The sequence below is a fragment of the Bradyrhizobium sp. AZCC 1610 genome, from assembly GCF_036924515.1.
In the GTDB taxonomy this organism is placed as follows: Bacteria; Pseudomonadota; Alphaproteobacteria; order Rhizobiales; family Xanthobacteraceae; genus Bradyrhizobium.
The window spans coordinates 2,602,093-2,618,617 of sequence record NZ_JAZHRR010000001.1; the positions used below are offsets into that span (position 1 = coordinate 2,602,093).

The window sequence follows — 16,525 nt, forward strand, 5'->3', positions numbered from 1 at the left end:
GTACTGCATCTCAACTCAAGATTAATGGAGATACTATGAAGCATCACATTTCAGCTCTCTTCCTGGGTACCGCTCTGGCGCTTGCCGCCGGCAGCGCGTTCGCGCAGGACAAGACCGTCAAGATCGGCGTACTCACCGACAATTCCGGACTTTACTCCGACCTCGGCGGCGCCGGCTCGACGCTCGCGGCCCAGATGGCGGTCGAGGATTCGGGGCTGGCGGCCAAAGGCTGGAAGATCGACGTGGTCTCCGCCGACCATCAGAACAAGCCGGACATCGGCACCACCGTCGCGCGTCAATGGATCGACGTCGAGAAGGTCGATATCTTCGTGGACGTGCTGAACTCCGGCGTTGCGCTGGCGGTCAACAATCTGGTGAAGGAAAAGAACGCGATCATGATCAACACCGGCGCGGCGACGTCGGATCTCACCAATACCCAGTGTTCGCCGAACACAATTCACTGGGTTTACGATACCTATATGCTTGCCAACAGCACCGGCCAGGCGCTGGTGAAGGCCGGCGGCGACACCTGGTACTTCCTGACCGCGGACTACGCGTTCGGCCACGCGCTGGAACGCGACACCTCCGCAGTCGTGGTTAAATCGGGCGGCAAGGTTATCGGCACCGTCAGGCATCCCCTGAATTCGTCGGACTTCTCCTCGTTCCTGCTGCAGGCGCAGGCGTCCAAGGCCAAGATCATCGGCATGGCGAATGCCGGCGGCGATACCACCAACACGATCAAGCAGGCGTCGGAATTTGGAATCGTCGCAGGCGGTCAGAAACTCGCTGGCCTGCTGCTGTTCATCAATGACGTCCACTCCCTCGGCCTCAAGGTGGCGCAGGGGCTGAACTTCACGGAAACTTTCTACTGGGATCTGAACGACGGCACCCGCGCGTTTTCCAAACGCTTCTCCGAGCGCATGAAGAACAAGGCGATGCCGTCGATGGTGCAGGCCGGCGTGTATTCGGGTCTGATCCACTATTTCAAGACGATCGATGCGATGGGCGGCAATCCGCATGATGGCGTCAAGGTGGTGGCGAAAATGAAGGAAACGCCGACCGACGACCCGCTGTTCGGCAAGGGCACGATTCGCCCTGACGGCCGCAAACTTCATCCGGCCTACCTGTTTGAGGTCAAGAAGCCTTCAGAGTCCAAGGGGCCGTGGGACTATTACAAGCTGGTTGGAACGACCCCGGCAGACCAGGCCTTCCGGCCGCTTTCGGAAAGCGCCTGTCCGCTGGTAAAGAAGTAACAACGATGGCCCGCCGGCTCCGTGCCGGCGGGCATCCTCTCGCGTCACAACGCGATTTGCGTCACAACGAGATTGAGTGCGAAACCGATGCAAGCTCTTTACGCCCAGCTTTTGGTGGGATTGATCAACGGATCGTTCTACGCGCTGCTCAGTCTGGGGCTCGCCGTGATCTTCGGCATGCTCAACATCATCAATTTCGCCCATGGCGCGCTCTACATGATGGGCGCGTTCTGCGCGTATTTTCTGTTGAACATCGCCGGCATCGGCTATTGGCCGGCGCTGATCATCGCGCCCATCGTTGTCGGCATCTTCGGCATGATCCTGGAACGGACCATGCTGCAATGGCTCGCCGGCCTCGACCATCTCTATGGGCTGCTGCTGACATTCGGATTGGCGCTGATTATCCAGGGCGTCTTTCAGAATTATTTCGGTTCGTCGGGTCTGCCCTACGCGATTCCCAGTGAACTGCAGGGCGGCATGAATCTCGGTTTCATGTTCCTGCCGATCTACCGCGGCTGGGTGGTGGTGTTCTCGCTCATCGTTTGCTTCGCCACCTGGTACCTGATCGAAAAGACGCGGCTTGGCGCCAATCTGCGCGCCGCCACCGAGAACCCGACGCTGGTGCGCGCGTTCGGCATCAACGTGCCGCGGATGATCACGCTGACCTATGGGCTTGGCGTCGGCCTGGCCGCACTGGCCGGCGTGCTGTCGGCGCCGATCAATCAGGTACGGCCGCTGATGGGCGCCGACCTGATCATCGTGGTTTTCGCGGTGGTGGTGATCGGCGGAATGGGATCGATCATGGGTTCGATCATCACGGGATTCGCGCTCGGCGTGATCGAAGGACTGACAAAGTATTTTTATCCCGAGGCTTCCAACACCGTGGTGTTCGTCCTGATGGTGCTGGTGTTGCTGTTGAAGCCAACGGGACTGACCGGACGGGCGGCCTGACATGAGCGCATTGACTGACGATTCACTGCCGGTAACTCCGCAGGCCATGCGCGACGAGATGATCGTGTTCGCCGCGATGGCGGTATTGCTGGGCATGGTGCCCCTGACGGGCATCTACCCGTTCTTCGTAATGCAGGCGCTGTGCTTCGCGTTGCTCGCCTGCGCGTTCAATCTCCTGATCGGCTATGGCGGCCTGCTGTCGTTCGGCCACGCGATGTTCCTGGGAACGGCGGGCTACTGCACGGCGCATGCGCTCAAGGTCTGGGGTGTGACGCCGGAACTCGGAATTCTGGTCGGCGTCGCCGGAGCTGCCGCGCTCTCCGTCGTCACCGGCTTCATCTCCATTCGCCGGCAGGGCATCTACTTTTCGATGATCACGCTGGCGCTCTCGCAGCTCCTGTATTTCATTTATCTGCAGGTGCCGTTCACCCATGGCGAAGACGGCATCCAGGGCATTCCGCAAGGCTATCTGTTCGGAATATTCGATCTCTCCAAGCCGACGGTCCTTTATTACGTCGTGCTGGCCGGCTTCCTCGGCGGCTTCCTGTTGATCTACCGCACCATCAACTCGCCGTTCGGTGAGGTGCTGAAAGCGATCCGGGAGAACGAACCGCGCGCGATCTCGCTGGGCTACAAGACCGACCAGTACAAGCTTCTCGCCTTCATCCTCTCCGGGACCATCGCGGGCTTTGCCGGCTCGCTGAAGGTGTTCGTGGCCCAGAACGCCTCGCTCACCGACGTGCACTGGACGATGTCGGGCGAAATCGTGCTGATGACGCTGGTCGGCGGCCTCGGAACGGTGTTCGGCCCGGTGGTCGGCGCCTTCGTCATCATCGCCATGCAGCAATATCTGGCCGGTTTCGGCCAGTGGGTGACGGTGATCCAGGGCGTCATCTTCGTCGCCTGCGTGCTGACCTTCCGTCGCGGCGTGATCGGCGAGATCGCGCATTATTTCCGGAGATCGCTGTAGCTACCGGTTTTGGCGCCTTTTTCAGCCCCACAAAGCGGTGGATGACCCGGCTCCCGGGGGGCCCGCCGTCGCGCCTTGCCTTCGAATGTTCTATGACAGTTTTGTGACAGCTCGCCCGAGCGGTCATTTCTGAACGACGGAAAATACCCCCATGTTGCGCTGGTTTCGTGCCTTTCTGCCCAAGGAGGAGCGGTTTTTTGACCTGTTTGACCGGCATGCCCAGACGGTGGTGCAGGGTGCGCTGGCGCTACAGGACATGCTGCGCGGCGGCGACGAGACGCCGGTGTTTTGCCAGCGCGTCAACCAGTTCGAAAATGACGCCGACGGCATCACCCGCGAGGTGCTGACTGCGGTCCGCCGCACCTTCATCACCCCGTTCGACCGCGGCGACATCAAGAACCTGATCACGTCGATGGACGACGCCATCGATCAGATGCAGCAGACAGCGAAAGCGGTGGTGCTGTTTGAAGTCCGCATTTTCGAGCCGCCGATGCGCGAGATCGGGACCCTGCTGGTCGAGTGCGCCAATCTGGTCGGTCGCGCGCTGCCGCTGATGCAATCGATCGGAAACAACGTCGCGATGCTGACCGCCATTACCGAGGAGATCGGAAAGCTGGAGGGCCGCATCGACGATCTCCACGACATCGGATTGAAGGAACTGTTTCTCAAGCATCGAAGCGGCAACTCGATGGATTTCATCGTGGGCGCCGAGATCTACAAGCATCTCGAGAAAGTGTCCGATCGCTTCGACGACGTCGCCAATGAGATCAATTCCATCGTGATCGAACAGGTATAGGGCAGGGCCAATCAAGTGGACGCCTCGCTCGGTCTTCCGATTCTGGTCTTCTTGATCGCGGTCGCGCTGCTGTTCGACTTCCTCAACGGGTTGCACGACGCTGCCAATTCGATCGCAACGATCGTGTCGACCCGCGTGCTGCGCCCGCAATATGCGGTGATGTGGGCCGCCTTCTTCAATTTCATCGCCTTTTTGGTGTTCGGGCTCCACGTCGCCAATACGATCGGCACCGGCATCATCGAACCGAGCGTCGTGGACGCCACGGTGATCTTCGCTGCGCTGGTCGGCGCCATTGTCTGGAACCTGATCACCTGGGCGCTCGGAATTCCTTCGTCCAGTTCACACGCGCTGATCGGCGGGCTGCTCGGTGGCGGCATGGCCAAGGCCGGGATTTCAGCGGCGGTCTGGACCGGCTTGTCCAAGACGCTTCTTGCCATCGTGCTGTCGCCGCTGGTCGGGTTCCTGCTGGCGCTGATGCTGGTCGCGATCGTGTCCTGGCTCTCGGTACGGTCGACGCCGTTTGCGGTCGACCGCGCCTTCCGCATCCTGCAATTCGTCTCGGCGTCGCTCTATTCGCTCGGCCATGGCGGCAACGACGCGCAGAAGACCATGGGCATCATCGCAGTGCTGCTGTACTCGCAGGGCCACATCGGCAGTGACTTCAATATTCCGTTCTGGGTGGTAATCTCCTGCCAGGCGGCCATGGGGCTCGGCACACTCATGGGCGGCTGGCGGATCGTTCGCACCATGGGGCTGCGGATCACGAAGCTGACGCCGATGCAGGGCTTTTGCGCGGAAACCGGCGGTGCTGCGACCCTCTTCATGGCGACCTATCTCGGGGTTCCCGTGTCCACGACCCACACCATCACCGGCTCCATCGTCGGAGTAGGCGCCGCGCGGCGGGTCTCGGCGGTGCGCTGGAACGTGGCGAGTTCGATCGTTTATGCTTGGGTCATCACCATTCCGGCTTCCGGAATCGTGGCGGCGCTAACCTATTGGGCGGTGGTGCTGCTGCGCTGATCAGGTCGTGACCAGCTTCAGGCCGATAATGCCGGCCACGATCAGTCCGATGCTGGCGAGGCGGGCCGCGGTGGCAGGTTCACCGAACAATGCGATGCCAAGAAGCGCCGTTCCAACAGCGCCGATGCCGGTCCATACCGCATAGGCCGTTCCGATCGGCAGTGATTTCAGTGCCAGTCCGAGCAGAATGATGCTCCCGGCCATCGCTGCGAGCGTTAGCACCGACGGTACCAGCCGGGTAAAGCCTTCAGTGTATTTGAGGCCGATAGCCCAACCGATTTCCAGGAGACCCGCGGCGACGAGCACAAGCCAAGCCATGACAACCCTCCGAACCATGCAGGGTCGTCCCCGCGAAAAATGCTGTGAAATCGGAAGGTCGTCCTTCCAGACCGGATATGGGACTGGCTAGCGGGTTCCACAATCACCAAATGAGGCTTGATTAGCCCGGTTTTCCCTGCCAAACGCTCGAGCCTCATGTCCGACATTGCCGTTACTTCCGAATCGCCGTCCCGCTCGCCGCTTGCAGATGAAGTGGCGCGGCGGCGCACGTTTGCGATCATCTCCCATCCGGACGCCGGCAAGACCACGCTGACCGAAAAGCTGCTGCTGTTCGGCGGCGCCATCAATCTGGCGGGACAGGTCAAGGCCAAGGGCGAGCGGCGCAATACCCGTTCCGACTGGATGAAGATCGAGCGCGAGCGCGGCATCTCGGTCGTGACGTCGGTGATGACGTTCGAATTCGAGGGGCTCGTCTTCAACCTGCTGGACACGCCGGGCCACGAGGACTTTTCCGAAGATACCTACCGGACCCTGACCGCGGTCGATTCCGCCGTGATGGTGATCGACGCGGCCAAGGGCATCGAGGCGCGGACGCGAAAGCTGTTCGAGGTGTGCCGGCTGCGCGACATTCCGATCATCACCTTCATCAACAAGATGGATCGCGAGAGCCGCGACACGTTCGAACTGCTGGACGAGATCGAAAAGACGCTGGCGCTCGATACCACGCCAATGACCTGGCCGGTCGGCCGCGGCCGTGATTTCCTCGGAACCTATGACGTCGTCAACGGCGGTGTGCGCCTGCTCGAAGGCGGCGGCGCCAAGACCGGCGCGACCGAGCAGATCGACATCGCCGATCTCGCCGGCCGCAACGCCAATCTCGACGTCGCCGAGATCAAGGATGAACTCGCGCTGGTTTCCGAAGCCTGCAAGCCGTTCGAGCTGGAGGCATTTCGTGAAGGCCACCTGACGCCGGTCTATTTTGGCAGCGCGCTGCGCAATTTCGGCGTCGGCGACTTGCTGGAGGGGCTTGGCAAGTTTGCGCCTGCGCCGCGGGCGCAAGATTCGAACCTGCGCAAGATCGAAGCGGCCGAACCGCGCATGAGCGCCTTTGTGTTCAAGATCCAGGCCAACATGGATCCGAACCACCGTGACCGCATCGCATTTGCGCGCCTGTGCTCCGGCAAGCTTAGCCGCGGCATGAAGGCGAAACTGGTGCGGACCGGCAAGAACATGAGCCTGTCCAGCCCGCAATTCTTCTTCGCCCAGGACCGCTCGGTGGCCGACGAGGCGTACGCCGGCGACGTCGTCGGCATTCCCAACCACGGCACCTTGCGGATCGGCGATACACTGACGGAAGGCGAGGACATCACCTTCGTCGGTGTTCCCAGCTTTGCGCCGGAAATCGTCCGTCGCGTGCGCCTGACGGATGCGATGAAGGCGAAGAAGCTGAAAGAGGCGCTGCAGCAGATGTCGGAAGAGGGCGTGGTGCAGGTGTTCCGGCCGCGCGACGGCGCACCGGCGCTGGTCGGCGTCGTCGGTCCGCTGCAGCTCGACGTGCTGAAAGCACGGCTCGATGCGGAATATTCGCTGCCGGTGGAATTCGAGGTCTCGGAATTCCAGTTGGCGCGCTGGGTCTCATCCGACGACCGCAAGAAACTCGAGGCCTTCATCGCCGCCAACGGCTCCGGCATCGCCGATGATGTCGACGGCGACCCGGTGTTCATGGCCAAGAACGAATTCTATCTCGGCTATACCCGCGAACGGGCCGAGGGAATTACCTTTTCCAATGTCAAGGACGTGAAGAAGAAGGCTTAAGGGGCGCTGTCGCTCTGCTCTCTTCTGTCGTCCTCGCGAAAGCGGGGGACCCAGTACGCCGCGGCTTATCCGTAAAACATTGATGTCTCTGGAATACTTGTATGGGGGTGATCAAGAGTGAGCGTTGTCAGATCATTGCTATCGTCTCCTTGTTCGACGAAGACCGACATCTCCTCGTCCCGACCCCGAGACGACTAGCCGCCTGGGCGGAACGACGGTCAAGGGTGGCCGCAGGCCATCGCGGAGCGACGCAGCCCTTGACGGTCGTGAGCCCGGCGGCAGGCTTGAGGGCGGGACGAGGTTTGGCGTTAGCGGCATAGGGACGATTTCCGAGGCGAGCCCACCGTGGACGCGATACCGCGTCGCAGACTTGTATTCGGTTGATCGATCGGGACCAGAACCATGATGCATGCATGCGCATCGGGGGGCGAAGCTCCGGGGCGGCGGGTCCATTCTGGGTCGCGGCGCAAAGGCCATGTATTCCGGCGGATCACCGCCACCTCGGATGTCGTCGGCAGACTGCCGGCTGCTGAACCGTCAATCGTGTTGGAGTTGCGGAAGCTGCATGGTCAAGTGCCGGCCGGGCGCAGCCTGAGCCCCTCCGTCATCTCGCCGGTGGTTGCCAGCCGCCACAGCGCGATGAGCAGCTTGCGCGCCAGCGCCACGATCATGGTTTTGCGCGTGGCGCTGCGGCCATCCGCGGTGCGCTCGCGGAACCAGCGGACGAGCCGGCTATCCTTCTGGAAGATCAGAAAGCGCCAGGCCAGTTGGATCATGCCGCGGCGGACCCGACCATTGCCGGCGCGGGCCAGTCCCTTCTCGCGCCGGCGCTTGCCGCTCTCGTCCGGCGCGCCGGTCAGTCCAGCATAGCGCGCAACAGCTTTGCGATCGCGCAGCTTGCGCGCCAGCGCCTCATTTACCAGCATGTCGGCGGTCGCAATGCCGACGCCAAAAACCCTTGCGATCAGACGAACCATCGCGTGAGGCCTTGTCGTTGCGGCCGGCGCGAGCGCGAGCCGGCGCAACCGTTCACTTTCGATGATGTGGATCTGGTCGTGCACCAGGCGCAGCCGCTCCAGATCGCGGCGCAATTCGGCGTGGGCATTTTCCGGTAACGGTGTTCCTTCCGCGGTGTGCAGTGTCGCAAGCTTCTGCGCCGCCTTGCGCAGCCTCGGATTGAACCCGCCGATGCCGAACAGGGCGAGGACAGCCTTGATCCGGTTGACGATCCGTGTTTGCTCGCCCACGAGGCTCTCCCGCTCACGACTCGGCCGCCGCGCATCTTCTTCCGCCATGGTCGGGATCGCGACCATGCTGCAATGGCGCTTCTCGCCACGCAGCCAGCCGAAAAACGAGCGCATCAGCAGTTCCGTATCGATCCGATCGGTCTTGGCCCGGCGGTGCTCGCGGGACACTGCGATGCTTGCGGCATGGATGACGTAGGCCTCGATGGCGCGCGCCTGCAGCCAGCGCGCCAGCCAGAATCCGTCTCGCCCGGCCTCATAGGCGCAGACGATCCGCCTGACCGTCCGCCCGGCCTTGCGCGCTTCATCCTGCCAGCGCTGCAACAGCTTCAGCAGAGCGTCCGCATTTGCACCAAGCTTCTTCAGGGGCTGGCGCTCGACCCCCGGGATCACAGCCGCAACAAGCCACTTCGACTGGCTCATCTCGATCACTGCGACCAACGTGCTATCCTGTTCGAAGGCGGTGAGGGACCTGCTGGCGTCAAACGATTGCGACATGGGGTGCTCCATTGCGTGATCACGGCGCTCGAGGGTATCCACACCCTCGCCGCCGCTCCCCCCATAGCATCTGGGTCGCCCGCCTTCGCGGGCGATGACGGGTGAGGTGTTGGCCGGCTTCGTCATGTTTATGCATCCAGTGGATGCCTGCATGCATTCCGAGCCCGGATAAATCCCTTGCACTGTCCTGGCTTCCATTAAAGTATCCATTGGATGCTTTTGAACAAGAAGGGAGACCGCCCATGACTGATCTCGCGACCTATTCCCGTTCCGGCCCCGTCGGCGCCATCGTGATCGACGACGGCAAGGCCAATGTGATGTCGCTTGCGATGCTCAATGCCCTGCACGGGGCGTTCGACCAGGCGGAAAAAGACAGGACCGTCGTAATCCTGAAGGCACGGGGCAAGCATTTTTCGGGTGGCTTCGACCTCAGCGTGTTCGCCAAGGGCAGCGCCGAGGATCAGTATTTGATGGTGAAAGCGGGCGCGGAACTGGCGCTACGTATCCTCTCGTTCCCGATGCCGGTCGTGGCGGCCTGCCAGGGTAACGCCTATCCGATGGGCGCCTTCCTCATCATGTCCAGCGACCACCGCATCGCCGCCGACGGCGACTACCGGATCGGCATGAACGAGGTCGCGATCGGGCTCACAGTGCCGCGCTTTGCGATTGAAATCGCCAGACAGCGGCTGACGCCGGCCTATTTCAGCAGGGTGGTGATAACAGCGGAAATGTTCGGCCCCGCGGAAGCGGTCACCGCCGGCTTCTTCGACCGCGTCGTTCCGGCCGACGCGCTGGAGCGCAGCGCCGAGGAGGCCGCGCAAAAGCTCGCCACGCTCAATATGGCGGCCCACGCCGCCACCAAGGTGCGGGCGAGGGGCGCCGTGATCAAGATGATCCGCAGCATGATCGACGAGGACATTACGCCGCAATATGGCGAGGACCGCGTTGCCAAGCGGGCGTCGGCCTGAGACGAAAACTTCGGGCGTCCGGTAGTGGCGTTGCATCCCGTGCCTTTGTATGAAGGGGATATGACCGCAAAGCCGCGCCGGGCGACCTATCGCCATGGCAATCTGAGATCCGCCGCGCTGAAGGCGGCCACCCGCCTGGTGGCCGCTGCCGGCCATGAGCAGTTGAGCCTGCGCGAGGTCGCGGAGGCCGTCGGCGTCGCGCATCGCTCGCTGTACAATCATTTCGCCGACCGCGAGGCGCTACTGGATGCGGTGGCGACCGAGGCCTACACGCGGCTCGCTGCCATCCTGGTCAAGGCAGAGACCCCGCAAGACTACACCGCGAAATATGTCCGTTTCGCACTGGCCAATCGCGCGCTCTACGCCCTGATGACCAGCCGCCCGCACGCCACCATGAAGCACAACCCGCCGCTGCAGGCGGCGGTCCACAAGGTCATCACCCAGGCCATGCGGATATTCTGCCAGCATATCGAGAGTTCGGTCGAACGCCGCCGCGCGGTGATGAAGGTCTACATCACGCTTTATGGCGGCATCTCGCTCTATTCGGCCGGCGTCCTCGACCAGCCCAGCGAGAAGGCCCTGATTGCGGAACTGTCGGCCATGAACGCGGGGATGTGAACGCGATCAGCCTTGATGCGGGCCAATACGCGTACCAGCTTGATTGGGTCGCTTTGAGGGCTTGCCCGCATGTTCCGCCGCATCATCGTCTGCCTGATCGGCCTGTTCGTCGGGATGAGCGCCGCCGATGCCCAGTTGCGGCGCCAGATCGACGCCACGCCGTTTTCGCATGCGCCCTGCAGCGTGCTCGACGGCCAGCCGTGCACGCCGTCGTTTTGCAGCGTGTTCAACGAGGGGCCGTGCATCCCCGAGATCGATTATCCGTACGGCCAGAATCTGCAACTTACGATCGAAGCCGTGCCGCCGCAGGATCAGGCCGCGAAGTACCGGAAGCCGGACCATGATCTCGATACGATCGGCGACCTGTTTGCCGCGCTGCGGTCCTGCTGGTCGCCGCCGCCTTCCGACATCGCGCGGCCGGGCATGCAGATGTCGGTTCGCTTCAGCTTTAAGCGCTCGGGTGAGATCATCGCCACCCCGCGCGTGACGTATGCCACCGCCGGCGTCCCGGCCGACACCCGCGCTGCCTATCTGAAAGCGATCAACACCTCGCTGGCAGGCTGCGTGCCGCTCAAATTCACGGCCGGATTGGGCGGCGCGCTGGCCGGGCGGCCGATCGCGATCCGCTACGTCGACAACCGCGATTTGGCAAAGCAGGCGGAGAAACCCTGACGACGTCCGCGTGGCGCATTGCGCACCAAGCCCCTAAAATGATACGCGGGTAATCAGCAAAACCAGCCGCGCAGCGGGAGGACATTATGGGACTGCTGGTGCTGATCCTGGGCCTGATCCTGTTCTTCGGCGTCCACACGCTCACCACCCAGCGCAAGCTGCGCGCGCAGGTTATCGCCGCGACCGGCGAGGGCGGTTACAAGATCGGCTATGCGCTGGCCTCGTTCGCAGGGCTGGCGCTGATCATCTGGGGCTTTGCGCTTTATCGCGCGACGGGATGGTACAACGTCTGGAACCCGCCAGTGGCGCTCAAGCACATCACGTCGGCGCTGATGCTGCCCGCGGTCATCATGGTGGTCGCTTCCTACATCCGGGGCCGGATCTATACGACGCTGAAGCATCCGATGCTGACGGGCATCAAGCTGTGGGCTGCGGCGCATCTGCTCGCCAACGGCGATCTCGGCTCGATCATCCTGTTCGGTTCATTTCTCGCATGGGCCGTTTATGACCGCATTTCGCTGAAATCTCGTTCCGACGCCGGCGCGCCGCCGATTCCAGTCGGTGGTCCCGGCAACGACCTGATCGCGATCGCGGTCGGCCTCGTCGCCTATCTGGCGCTCGCATTCGCGTTCCACCCGGTCGTGATCGGCGTCCCCGTGGTTGGAGTCTAGCATGTCGGTTCAGTCTGCCATCAAGCGCAAAACTGCGCCGGATATCCGCGCGCGCAAGAACGGCGAGCCGATCGTGATGCTGACGTCCTACCATGCGCATACCGCAGCCCTGGTGGATCGCCACTGCGACGTCATTCTGGTCGGCGATTCCCTCGGCAACGTCATGCACGGTTTCGAGACCACCGTGCCGGTGACGCTCGACATGATGATCCTGCAGGGGCATGCGGTGATGCGGGGTTCGAAGCATGCCCTGGTCGTGGTGGATATGCCGTTCGGCTCCTATGAGGCCTCGAAGGAGCAGGCGTTTCATTCCGCAGTGCGGATATTGAAGGAAACCCATTGCGGCGCGGTGAAGCTCGAAGGCGGCGCGCGGATGGCGGAAACTGTCGCGTTCCTGTCCGAGCGCGGCGTGCCCGTCATGGGCCATATCGGATTGACGCCGCAATCGATCAATACGCTCGGTTCGTTTCGCGCGCAGGGCCGCGATGAAGGCAGTTGGGACCCGATCCTGAGGGATGCCCAGGCGATCTCGGATGCCGGGGCTTTCTCGGTCGTGGTCGAGGCGGTAGCCGAGCCGCTGGCGCGAAAGATCACGGAGACCATCGCCATTCCGACCATCGGCATTGGCGCCAGCGCGGCCTGCGACGGGCAGGTGCTGGTGCTGGAGGACATGCTGGGCCTGTCACCGCGGACGCCGAAATTCGTTCGCCGCTACGGCGATCTCGGTCCCGCGATCGAAGCGGCGATCCAGGGCTACGCCAGCGACGTGCGCTCGCGCGCTTTCCCCGGGCCCGAACACGTCTACGAGATGAAGAAGAGCTGACGAGACGCGCCATGGACTGGTCGCAGCACTCTATTCCGGCGATGCGGCTCGAGCCCCGCTTCGGCGATCGTATCGTTCCGACCTTTTGCGAGCGGCCCAAAAGCATCCCGGCGATGGTAGCCGAAGCCGTGGCACGAAACGGCGATGGCGAGGCGCTGGTCTGCGGCGCCACGCGAATGACTTGGCGCGAAGTCGCGCAGCAATCGGCGCAAATCGCGGCGGGCTTCGGGAAGTTCGGCCTCAAGCGCGGCGACCGCGTCGCGGTGCTGCTCGGTAACCGGATCGAATTCGTGCTGACGATGCTGGCCGCGGCGCATACCGGGCTGGTGACCGTGCTGCTTTCGACCCGCCAGCAAAAGCCCGAGATCGCCTATGTGCTCACCGATTGCGGCGCGCGGCTCCTGATCCACGAGGCCGCGCTGGCCGACCGCGTGCCGGATGCGGGCGATATTCCCGATGTGACGCACCGGATCGCGGTCGATGATGATCCGCAACTCTCGCGCTTTTCGGATCTGGCCGATCACGTGCCGCTGGCAGCACCGGTCGATGTCGGCGAAGAAGACACCGCCATGATCCTCTATACCTCGGGCACAACAGGGCGGCCCAAGGGCGCGATGCTCGCCCATTGCAACATCATTCATTCGGCGATGGTGTTCGTATCGTGCCTCAAACTGACCGAGGCCGATCGGTCGATCGCCGCGGTGCCGCTCGGCCATGTCACCGGAGTGGTCGCCAACATCATGACCATGGTCCGTTGCGCCGGCGCGCTGATCATCATGGCGGAGTTCAAGGCGGCGGAATATCTGAAGATGGCGGCGCGCGAGCGCGTCACCTACACCGTGATGGTGCCTGCGATGTACAATCTCTGCATGCTGCAGCCGGATTTGGACAGTTACGATCTGTCGAGCTGGCGGATCGGCGGCTTTGGCGGCGCGCCGATGCCGATCGCCACGATCGAACGGCTGGATGCCAAGATTCCCGGCCTGAAGCTGATGAATTGCTACGGCGCGACCGAGACCACGTCGCCCTCGACCATGATGCCCGGCGAACTGACCGCAGGCCATATCGACAGTGTCGGCTTGCCCTGTCCGGGCGCGCAGATCGTCGTCATGGATGCAGAAGGCCGTGAGCTGCCGCGCGGCGAGATCGGCGAAATCTGGATACATGGCGGCTCGGTCATCAAGGGCTACTGGAATAACCCGAAGGCCACGGCGGAGAGTTTTACGGCCGGCTTCTGGCATTCCGGCGATCTCGGCTCGATCGACGAAGAGAATTTTGTTCGCGTATTCGATCGCCAGAAAGACATGATCAACCGCGGCGGACTGAAGATCTATTCCGCCGAGGTCGAGTCGGTGCTCGCCGGCCACCCTGACGTGGTCGAGAGCGCGATCGTCGCCAAGCCGTGCCCGGTGCTCGGCGAGCGCGTGCACGCGGTCGTCGTGACGCGCGGCACGGTCGGGGCCGAGGCGCTGCGCGCCTGGTGCGCCGAGCGGCTGTCCGATTACAAGGTGCCGGAAACCATGGATGTGCGGACGGACCCGTTGCCGCGCAATGTGAATGGCAAGGTGATGAAACGGCAGCTCCGCGAGGCTTTGCCAGCGGCCTGAACGGCGACGCAGGGCTGAAACCCAGCGGCTAGAGCTTCGGAGCGCTGCCCTTGGGCATCGCGCCTTCGTTCTGCCCCGCGGCGAGAGCGGCACTGTCAATCGTGGTCGCGCTGACGAGTTGCTTGACGTCCAGCAGGGTGAATTGCGCGATGCCGACACGGTCGGCCGGCGTGCCCGGGACGAGCTGCACGCTCAACACGCCGTCGCAATTTGCGCCCTTGGCCTCGGCCAGCATGGCGCTTGGTTCCTTGGCCTTGGTCTGAGCGCGCTTGACGACCGCCACGCAGCTACCGCGGACGGTGTCGCCGTTGAGCTTGACGGCGGCCCGGGGATCGAGCGGCTTGTCGATCGCTTCCAGCGCGGTCGCTTGCTTGTACTTGCTGCCGACGGACATGATCGAGCCCTTGCGGTAGATGTAATACAGATGCTGATCGCCGACGATGGTGGGCACGCCGTATTTGCCCATGACTTCCTTGACCATGTCCGCCTTCGACGGCTGCTGGTCCTGCGCGAAGGTCAGGTTGCGCGCCACGAAGTAAGCGCGGTTGGCGCTCGCTGGTGAGGAGAAGCTGGTCGAGAGCATCTCGCCGTTCTGTTTCGAACCGGCGGGGATGCTGAAATTCAGCGCAGCGACATAGCTGGCGCCGCCGAATTTCTGCTGCTGGATGTCGGTCTTGGTGTCGGTACGGTCCTTGAACAGGGAATCAAAGATGGCGCGCGCGGATTCGGCGTTCGATTCGGTCGAGATACCCAAAATGTCGGGGCGCAGTTTGCCCGAGAACGCCGTCTCGGGCGCCTTCGGCTTGATGTCGTCGGCCAGTGACGTTGCGGGCAGGTATGCCAGTCCCAATACCAAGCTCATGGCAAGCATCGAAACCAGCGCATGGCGAGGCATGAAACACCCAAGAAATCGGGGTAAGATTCGAAATGGAAGCGGGCGGGATTACGCCAAACTTTGAACCGCGATGTCAACGCTGTCAGGCGATTTCGCGGGCCGGCCGGGGCCGTTGTTAACGCTTTGATCCACCTCGCTTTGCCTTGCCACCGCCATATCGATAGGCTACCTCGGCCATGCGGGGATCGGGCGCACGATGCTGCCGCCCAAGGCGCGGTTCCTCGGGGATGGGATACCTTTAAGTGTCTGAATTATTTGATGAAGTCGACGAGGAGGTCCGTCGCGATCAGCTCAAAAAGCTGTGGGACCGATACTCGCTTTTTATCATTGCCGGCGTGATTTTGATCATCGCCGCCGTGGGCGGCTGGCGTGGCTACCAATATCTGGAGGCCAAGAAGGCGGCCGAGGCTGGGGCTGCGTTCGACAAGGCCGTCGAGCTTTCGGAAGCCAACAAGCACACTGAGGCCGAAGCGGCCTTCGCCGATCTCGTCGCGAAGGCGCCGTTCGGCTATCGCGTGCTGGCGCGGTCGCGCATGGCAACCGAAGTTGCCAACCGCGATCCGCAGGCAGCGGCAAAGCTGTTCGATGAGATCGCCGCCGATCGCAGCGTTGGCGTCGCCGAGCAGGATCTGGCGCGGATTCGTGCCGCCCAGTTGCTGTTGGAGAGCACCAGCTATCCCAACATGAAAGAGCGCCTCGAAGCCGCTGCCGCGCCGGGCGCCACTTTTCGCCATACCGCGCGTGAATTGCTGGCGCTGTCGGCCTGGCGTGCCAACGACGCTGCGGCGACGCGGCAATGGCTGGATATGATCGCCAATGACAGCGAAACGCCGCCGAGCCTGCGCTCGCGCGCCGAAGCGCTGCAGGCCTTGCTGCCGCCGGTCGCCAAGAGCTGACGCAAAACGAGCTGAGTGGAAAACCGACCATGCGCCGCCCGCAACGTTTGATCGCAGCTACCGTCCTCATCGCGCTTTCAGGCGCGCTGGCGGGCTGTGGCAGCATGGGCAATTTCGATCCCTCCGATCTGCTCGACTTCCTCGATACCAAGAAAAAGTTGCCCGGTGAGCGCAAGCCGGTGTTCCCCGAAGGCGTGCCGGGCCTTGAACAGGGCGTGCCGAAGGATCTCTACAAGGGCGCCCGTCAGCAGGACGACCCGAACGCGCAGGTTGCCGCTCCTCCGCCGGCGGAAGAACCGAAATCGAAGCGTGGCACGAAATCCAAGGGCAAACAGGCCGCCGCCCCCGCGGCTGCGGACCCCGACGCCGCGCCCGAGGAGGAAGGCAGCACCGCCGCCGCGCCGCCAGCGCCCAAGCCGGCCAAGATCGTGCGCAAGCGCACCACCGCGCCGCCGCCCGATCAATCGGCGGCGCCTGCGCAATCCCCGCAACAATCCGCATTCCCGGCGCCGATGCCGAGCGGCACGTTCACGCGTTGATTTTCTTCTT

The 16,525-nt window shown here is 62.9% G+C and carries 17 protein-coding genes; 14 read left to right on the forward strand and 3 right to left on the reverse strand.

What is annotated here, in order from left to right; all coding sequences use genetic code 11:
* Positions 1-35: 35 nt before the first annotated feature.
* The 5 genes from V1279_RS12405 to V1279_RS12425 all read left to right on the forward strand — a co-directional run bounded on the left by V1279_RS12405 (position 36) and on the right by V1279_RS12425 (position 4,990).
* On the forward strand, positions 36-1,253 hold the full coding sequence (locus tag V1279_RS12405) for an ABC transporter substrate-binding protein (RefSeq protein WP_334435951.1): 1,218 nt from the start codon (positions 36-38) through the stop codon (positions 1,251-1,253).
* Between the two features lie 87 nt (positions 1,254-1,340).
* Entirely contained in the window at positions 1,341-2,204 is an 864-nt protein-coding gene (locus tag V1279_RS12410; protein WP_334435954.1) for a branched-chain amino acid ABC transporter permease, read from the forward strand.
* Position 2,205: 1 nt separating this feature from the next.
* On the forward strand, positions 2,206-3,174 hold the full coding sequence (locus V1279_RS12415; RefSeq protein ID WP_334435956.1) for a branched-chain amino acid ABC transporter permease: 969 nt from the start codon (positions 2,206-2,208) through the stop codon (positions 3,172-3,174).
* A 151-nt stretch (positions 3,175-3,325) separates the two neighbouring features.
* Positions 3,326-3,970 carry a DUF47 domain-containing protein gene (locus V1279_RS12420; protein WP_334435959.1) on the forward strand — a complete coding sequence of 215 codons (645 nt, stop codon included), beginning with the start codon at positions 3,326-3,328 and terminating at the stop codon, positions 3,968-3,970.
* 15 nt (positions 3,971-3,985) lie between these two features.
* Positions 3,986-4,990 carry an inorganic phosphate transporter gene (locus V1279_RS12425; RefSeq protein ID WP_334435962.1) on the forward strand — a complete coding sequence of 335 codons (1,005 nt, stop codon included), beginning with the start codon at positions 3,986-3,988 and terminating at the stop codon, positions 4,988-4,990.
* Here the strand turns inward: V1279_RS12425 and sugE are convergent, their stop codons facing one another.
* A complete protein-coding gene (sugE, locus tag V1279_RS12430; RefSeq protein WP_334435965.1) occupies positions 4,991-5,308 on the reverse strand; it encodes a quaternary ammonium compound efflux SMR transporter SugE in 318 nt (105 codons plus the stop codon).
* 156 nt (positions 5,309-5,464) lie between these two features.
* Between sugE and V1279_RS12435 the strand changes: the two genes are divergently transcribed.
* Positions 5,465-7,084 (forward strand): peptide chain release factor 3, encoded by a 1,620-nt coding sequence (locus V1279_RS12435; protein WP_334435968.1) that lies wholly within the window; start codon positions 5,465-5,467, stop codon positions 7,082-7,084.
* Positions 7,085-7,653: 569 nt separating this feature from the next.
* Here the strand turns inward: V1279_RS12435 and V1279_RS12440 are convergent.
* A complete protein-coding gene (locus V1279_RS12440) occupies positions 7,654-8,826 on the reverse strand; it encodes an IS110 family transposase (RefSeq protein WP_334435970.1) in 1,173 nt (390 codons plus the stop codon).
* A 242-nt stretch (positions 8,827-9,068) separates the two neighbouring features.
* On the opposite strand from V1279_RS12440, the gene V1279_RS12445 reads away from it, so the two are divergent.
* From V1279_RS12445 to V1279_RS12470, 6 genes are all read left to right on the forward strand, one after another.
* Positions 9,069-9,794 carry a crotonase/enoyl-CoA hydratase family protein gene (locus tag V1279_RS12445; RefSeq protein ID WP_334435972.1) on the forward strand — a complete coding sequence of 242 codons (726 nt, stop codon included), beginning with the start codon at positions 9,069-9,071 and terminating at the stop codon, positions 9,792-9,794.
* Between the two features lie 60 nt (positions 9,795-9,854).
* Positions 9,855-10,412, forward strand: a complete 558-nt coding sequence (locus V1279_RS12450; RefSeq protein ID WP_334435974.1) for a TetR/AcrR family transcriptional regulator — start codon at positions 9,855-9,857, stop codon at positions 10,410-10,412.
* 69 nt (positions 10,413-10,481) lie between these two features.
* A complete protein-coding gene (locus V1279_RS12455; RefSeq protein ID WP_334435976.1) occupies positions 10,482-11,084 on the forward strand; it encodes a hypothetical protein in 603 nt (200 codons plus the stop codon).
* Between the two features lie 86 nt (positions 11,085-11,170).
* Positions 11,171-11,755: an NnrU family protein gene (locus tag V1279_RS12460; protein WP_334435979.1), complete on the forward strand. Its 585-nt coding sequence runs from the start codon at positions 11,171-11,173 to the stop codon at positions 11,753-11,755.
* 1 nt (position 11,756) lies between these two features.
* Positions 11,757-12,578 (forward strand): 3-methyl-2-oxobutanoate hydroxymethyltransferase, encoded by an 822-nt coding sequence (gene panB, locus V1279_RS12465; protein WP_334435981.1) that lies wholly within the window; start codon positions 11,757-11,759, stop codon positions 12,576-12,578.
* Positions 12,579-12,589: 11 nt separating this feature from the next.
* On the forward strand, positions 12,590-14,185 hold the full coding sequence (locus V1279_RS12470) for a class I adenylate-forming enzyme family protein (RefSeq protein ID WP_334435983.1): 1,596 nt from the start codon (positions 12,590-12,592) through the stop codon (positions 14,183-14,185).
* Between the two features lie 28 nt (positions 14,186-14,213).
* On the opposite strand, the gene V1279_RS12475 is transcribed toward V1279_RS12470, so the two are convergent.
* Positions 14,214-15,047, reverse strand: a complete 834-nt coding sequence (locus tag V1279_RS12475; protein WP_334435985.1) for a hypothetical protein — start codon at positions 15,045-15,047, stop codon at positions 14,214-14,216.
* Positions 15,048-15,322: 275 nt separating this feature from the next.
* Here V1279_RS12475 and V1279_RS12480 point away from each other — a divergent pair, with 275 nt between their 5' ends.
* Both V1279_RS12480 and V1279_RS12485 read left to right on the forward strand, forming a co-directional pair.
* Positions 15,323-15,976, forward strand: a complete 654-nt coding sequence (locus tag V1279_RS12480) for a tetratricopeptide repeat protein (protein ID WP_334435988.1) — start codon at positions 15,323-15,325, stop codon at positions 15,974-15,976.
* Between the two features lie 29 nt (positions 15,977-16,005).
* On the forward strand, positions 16,006-16,515 hold the full coding sequence (locus tag V1279_RS12485) for a hypothetical protein (protein ID WP_334435990.1): 510 nt from the start codon (positions 16,006-16,008) through the stop codon (positions 16,513-16,515).
* Positions 16,516-16,525: the final 10 nt, after the last annotated feature.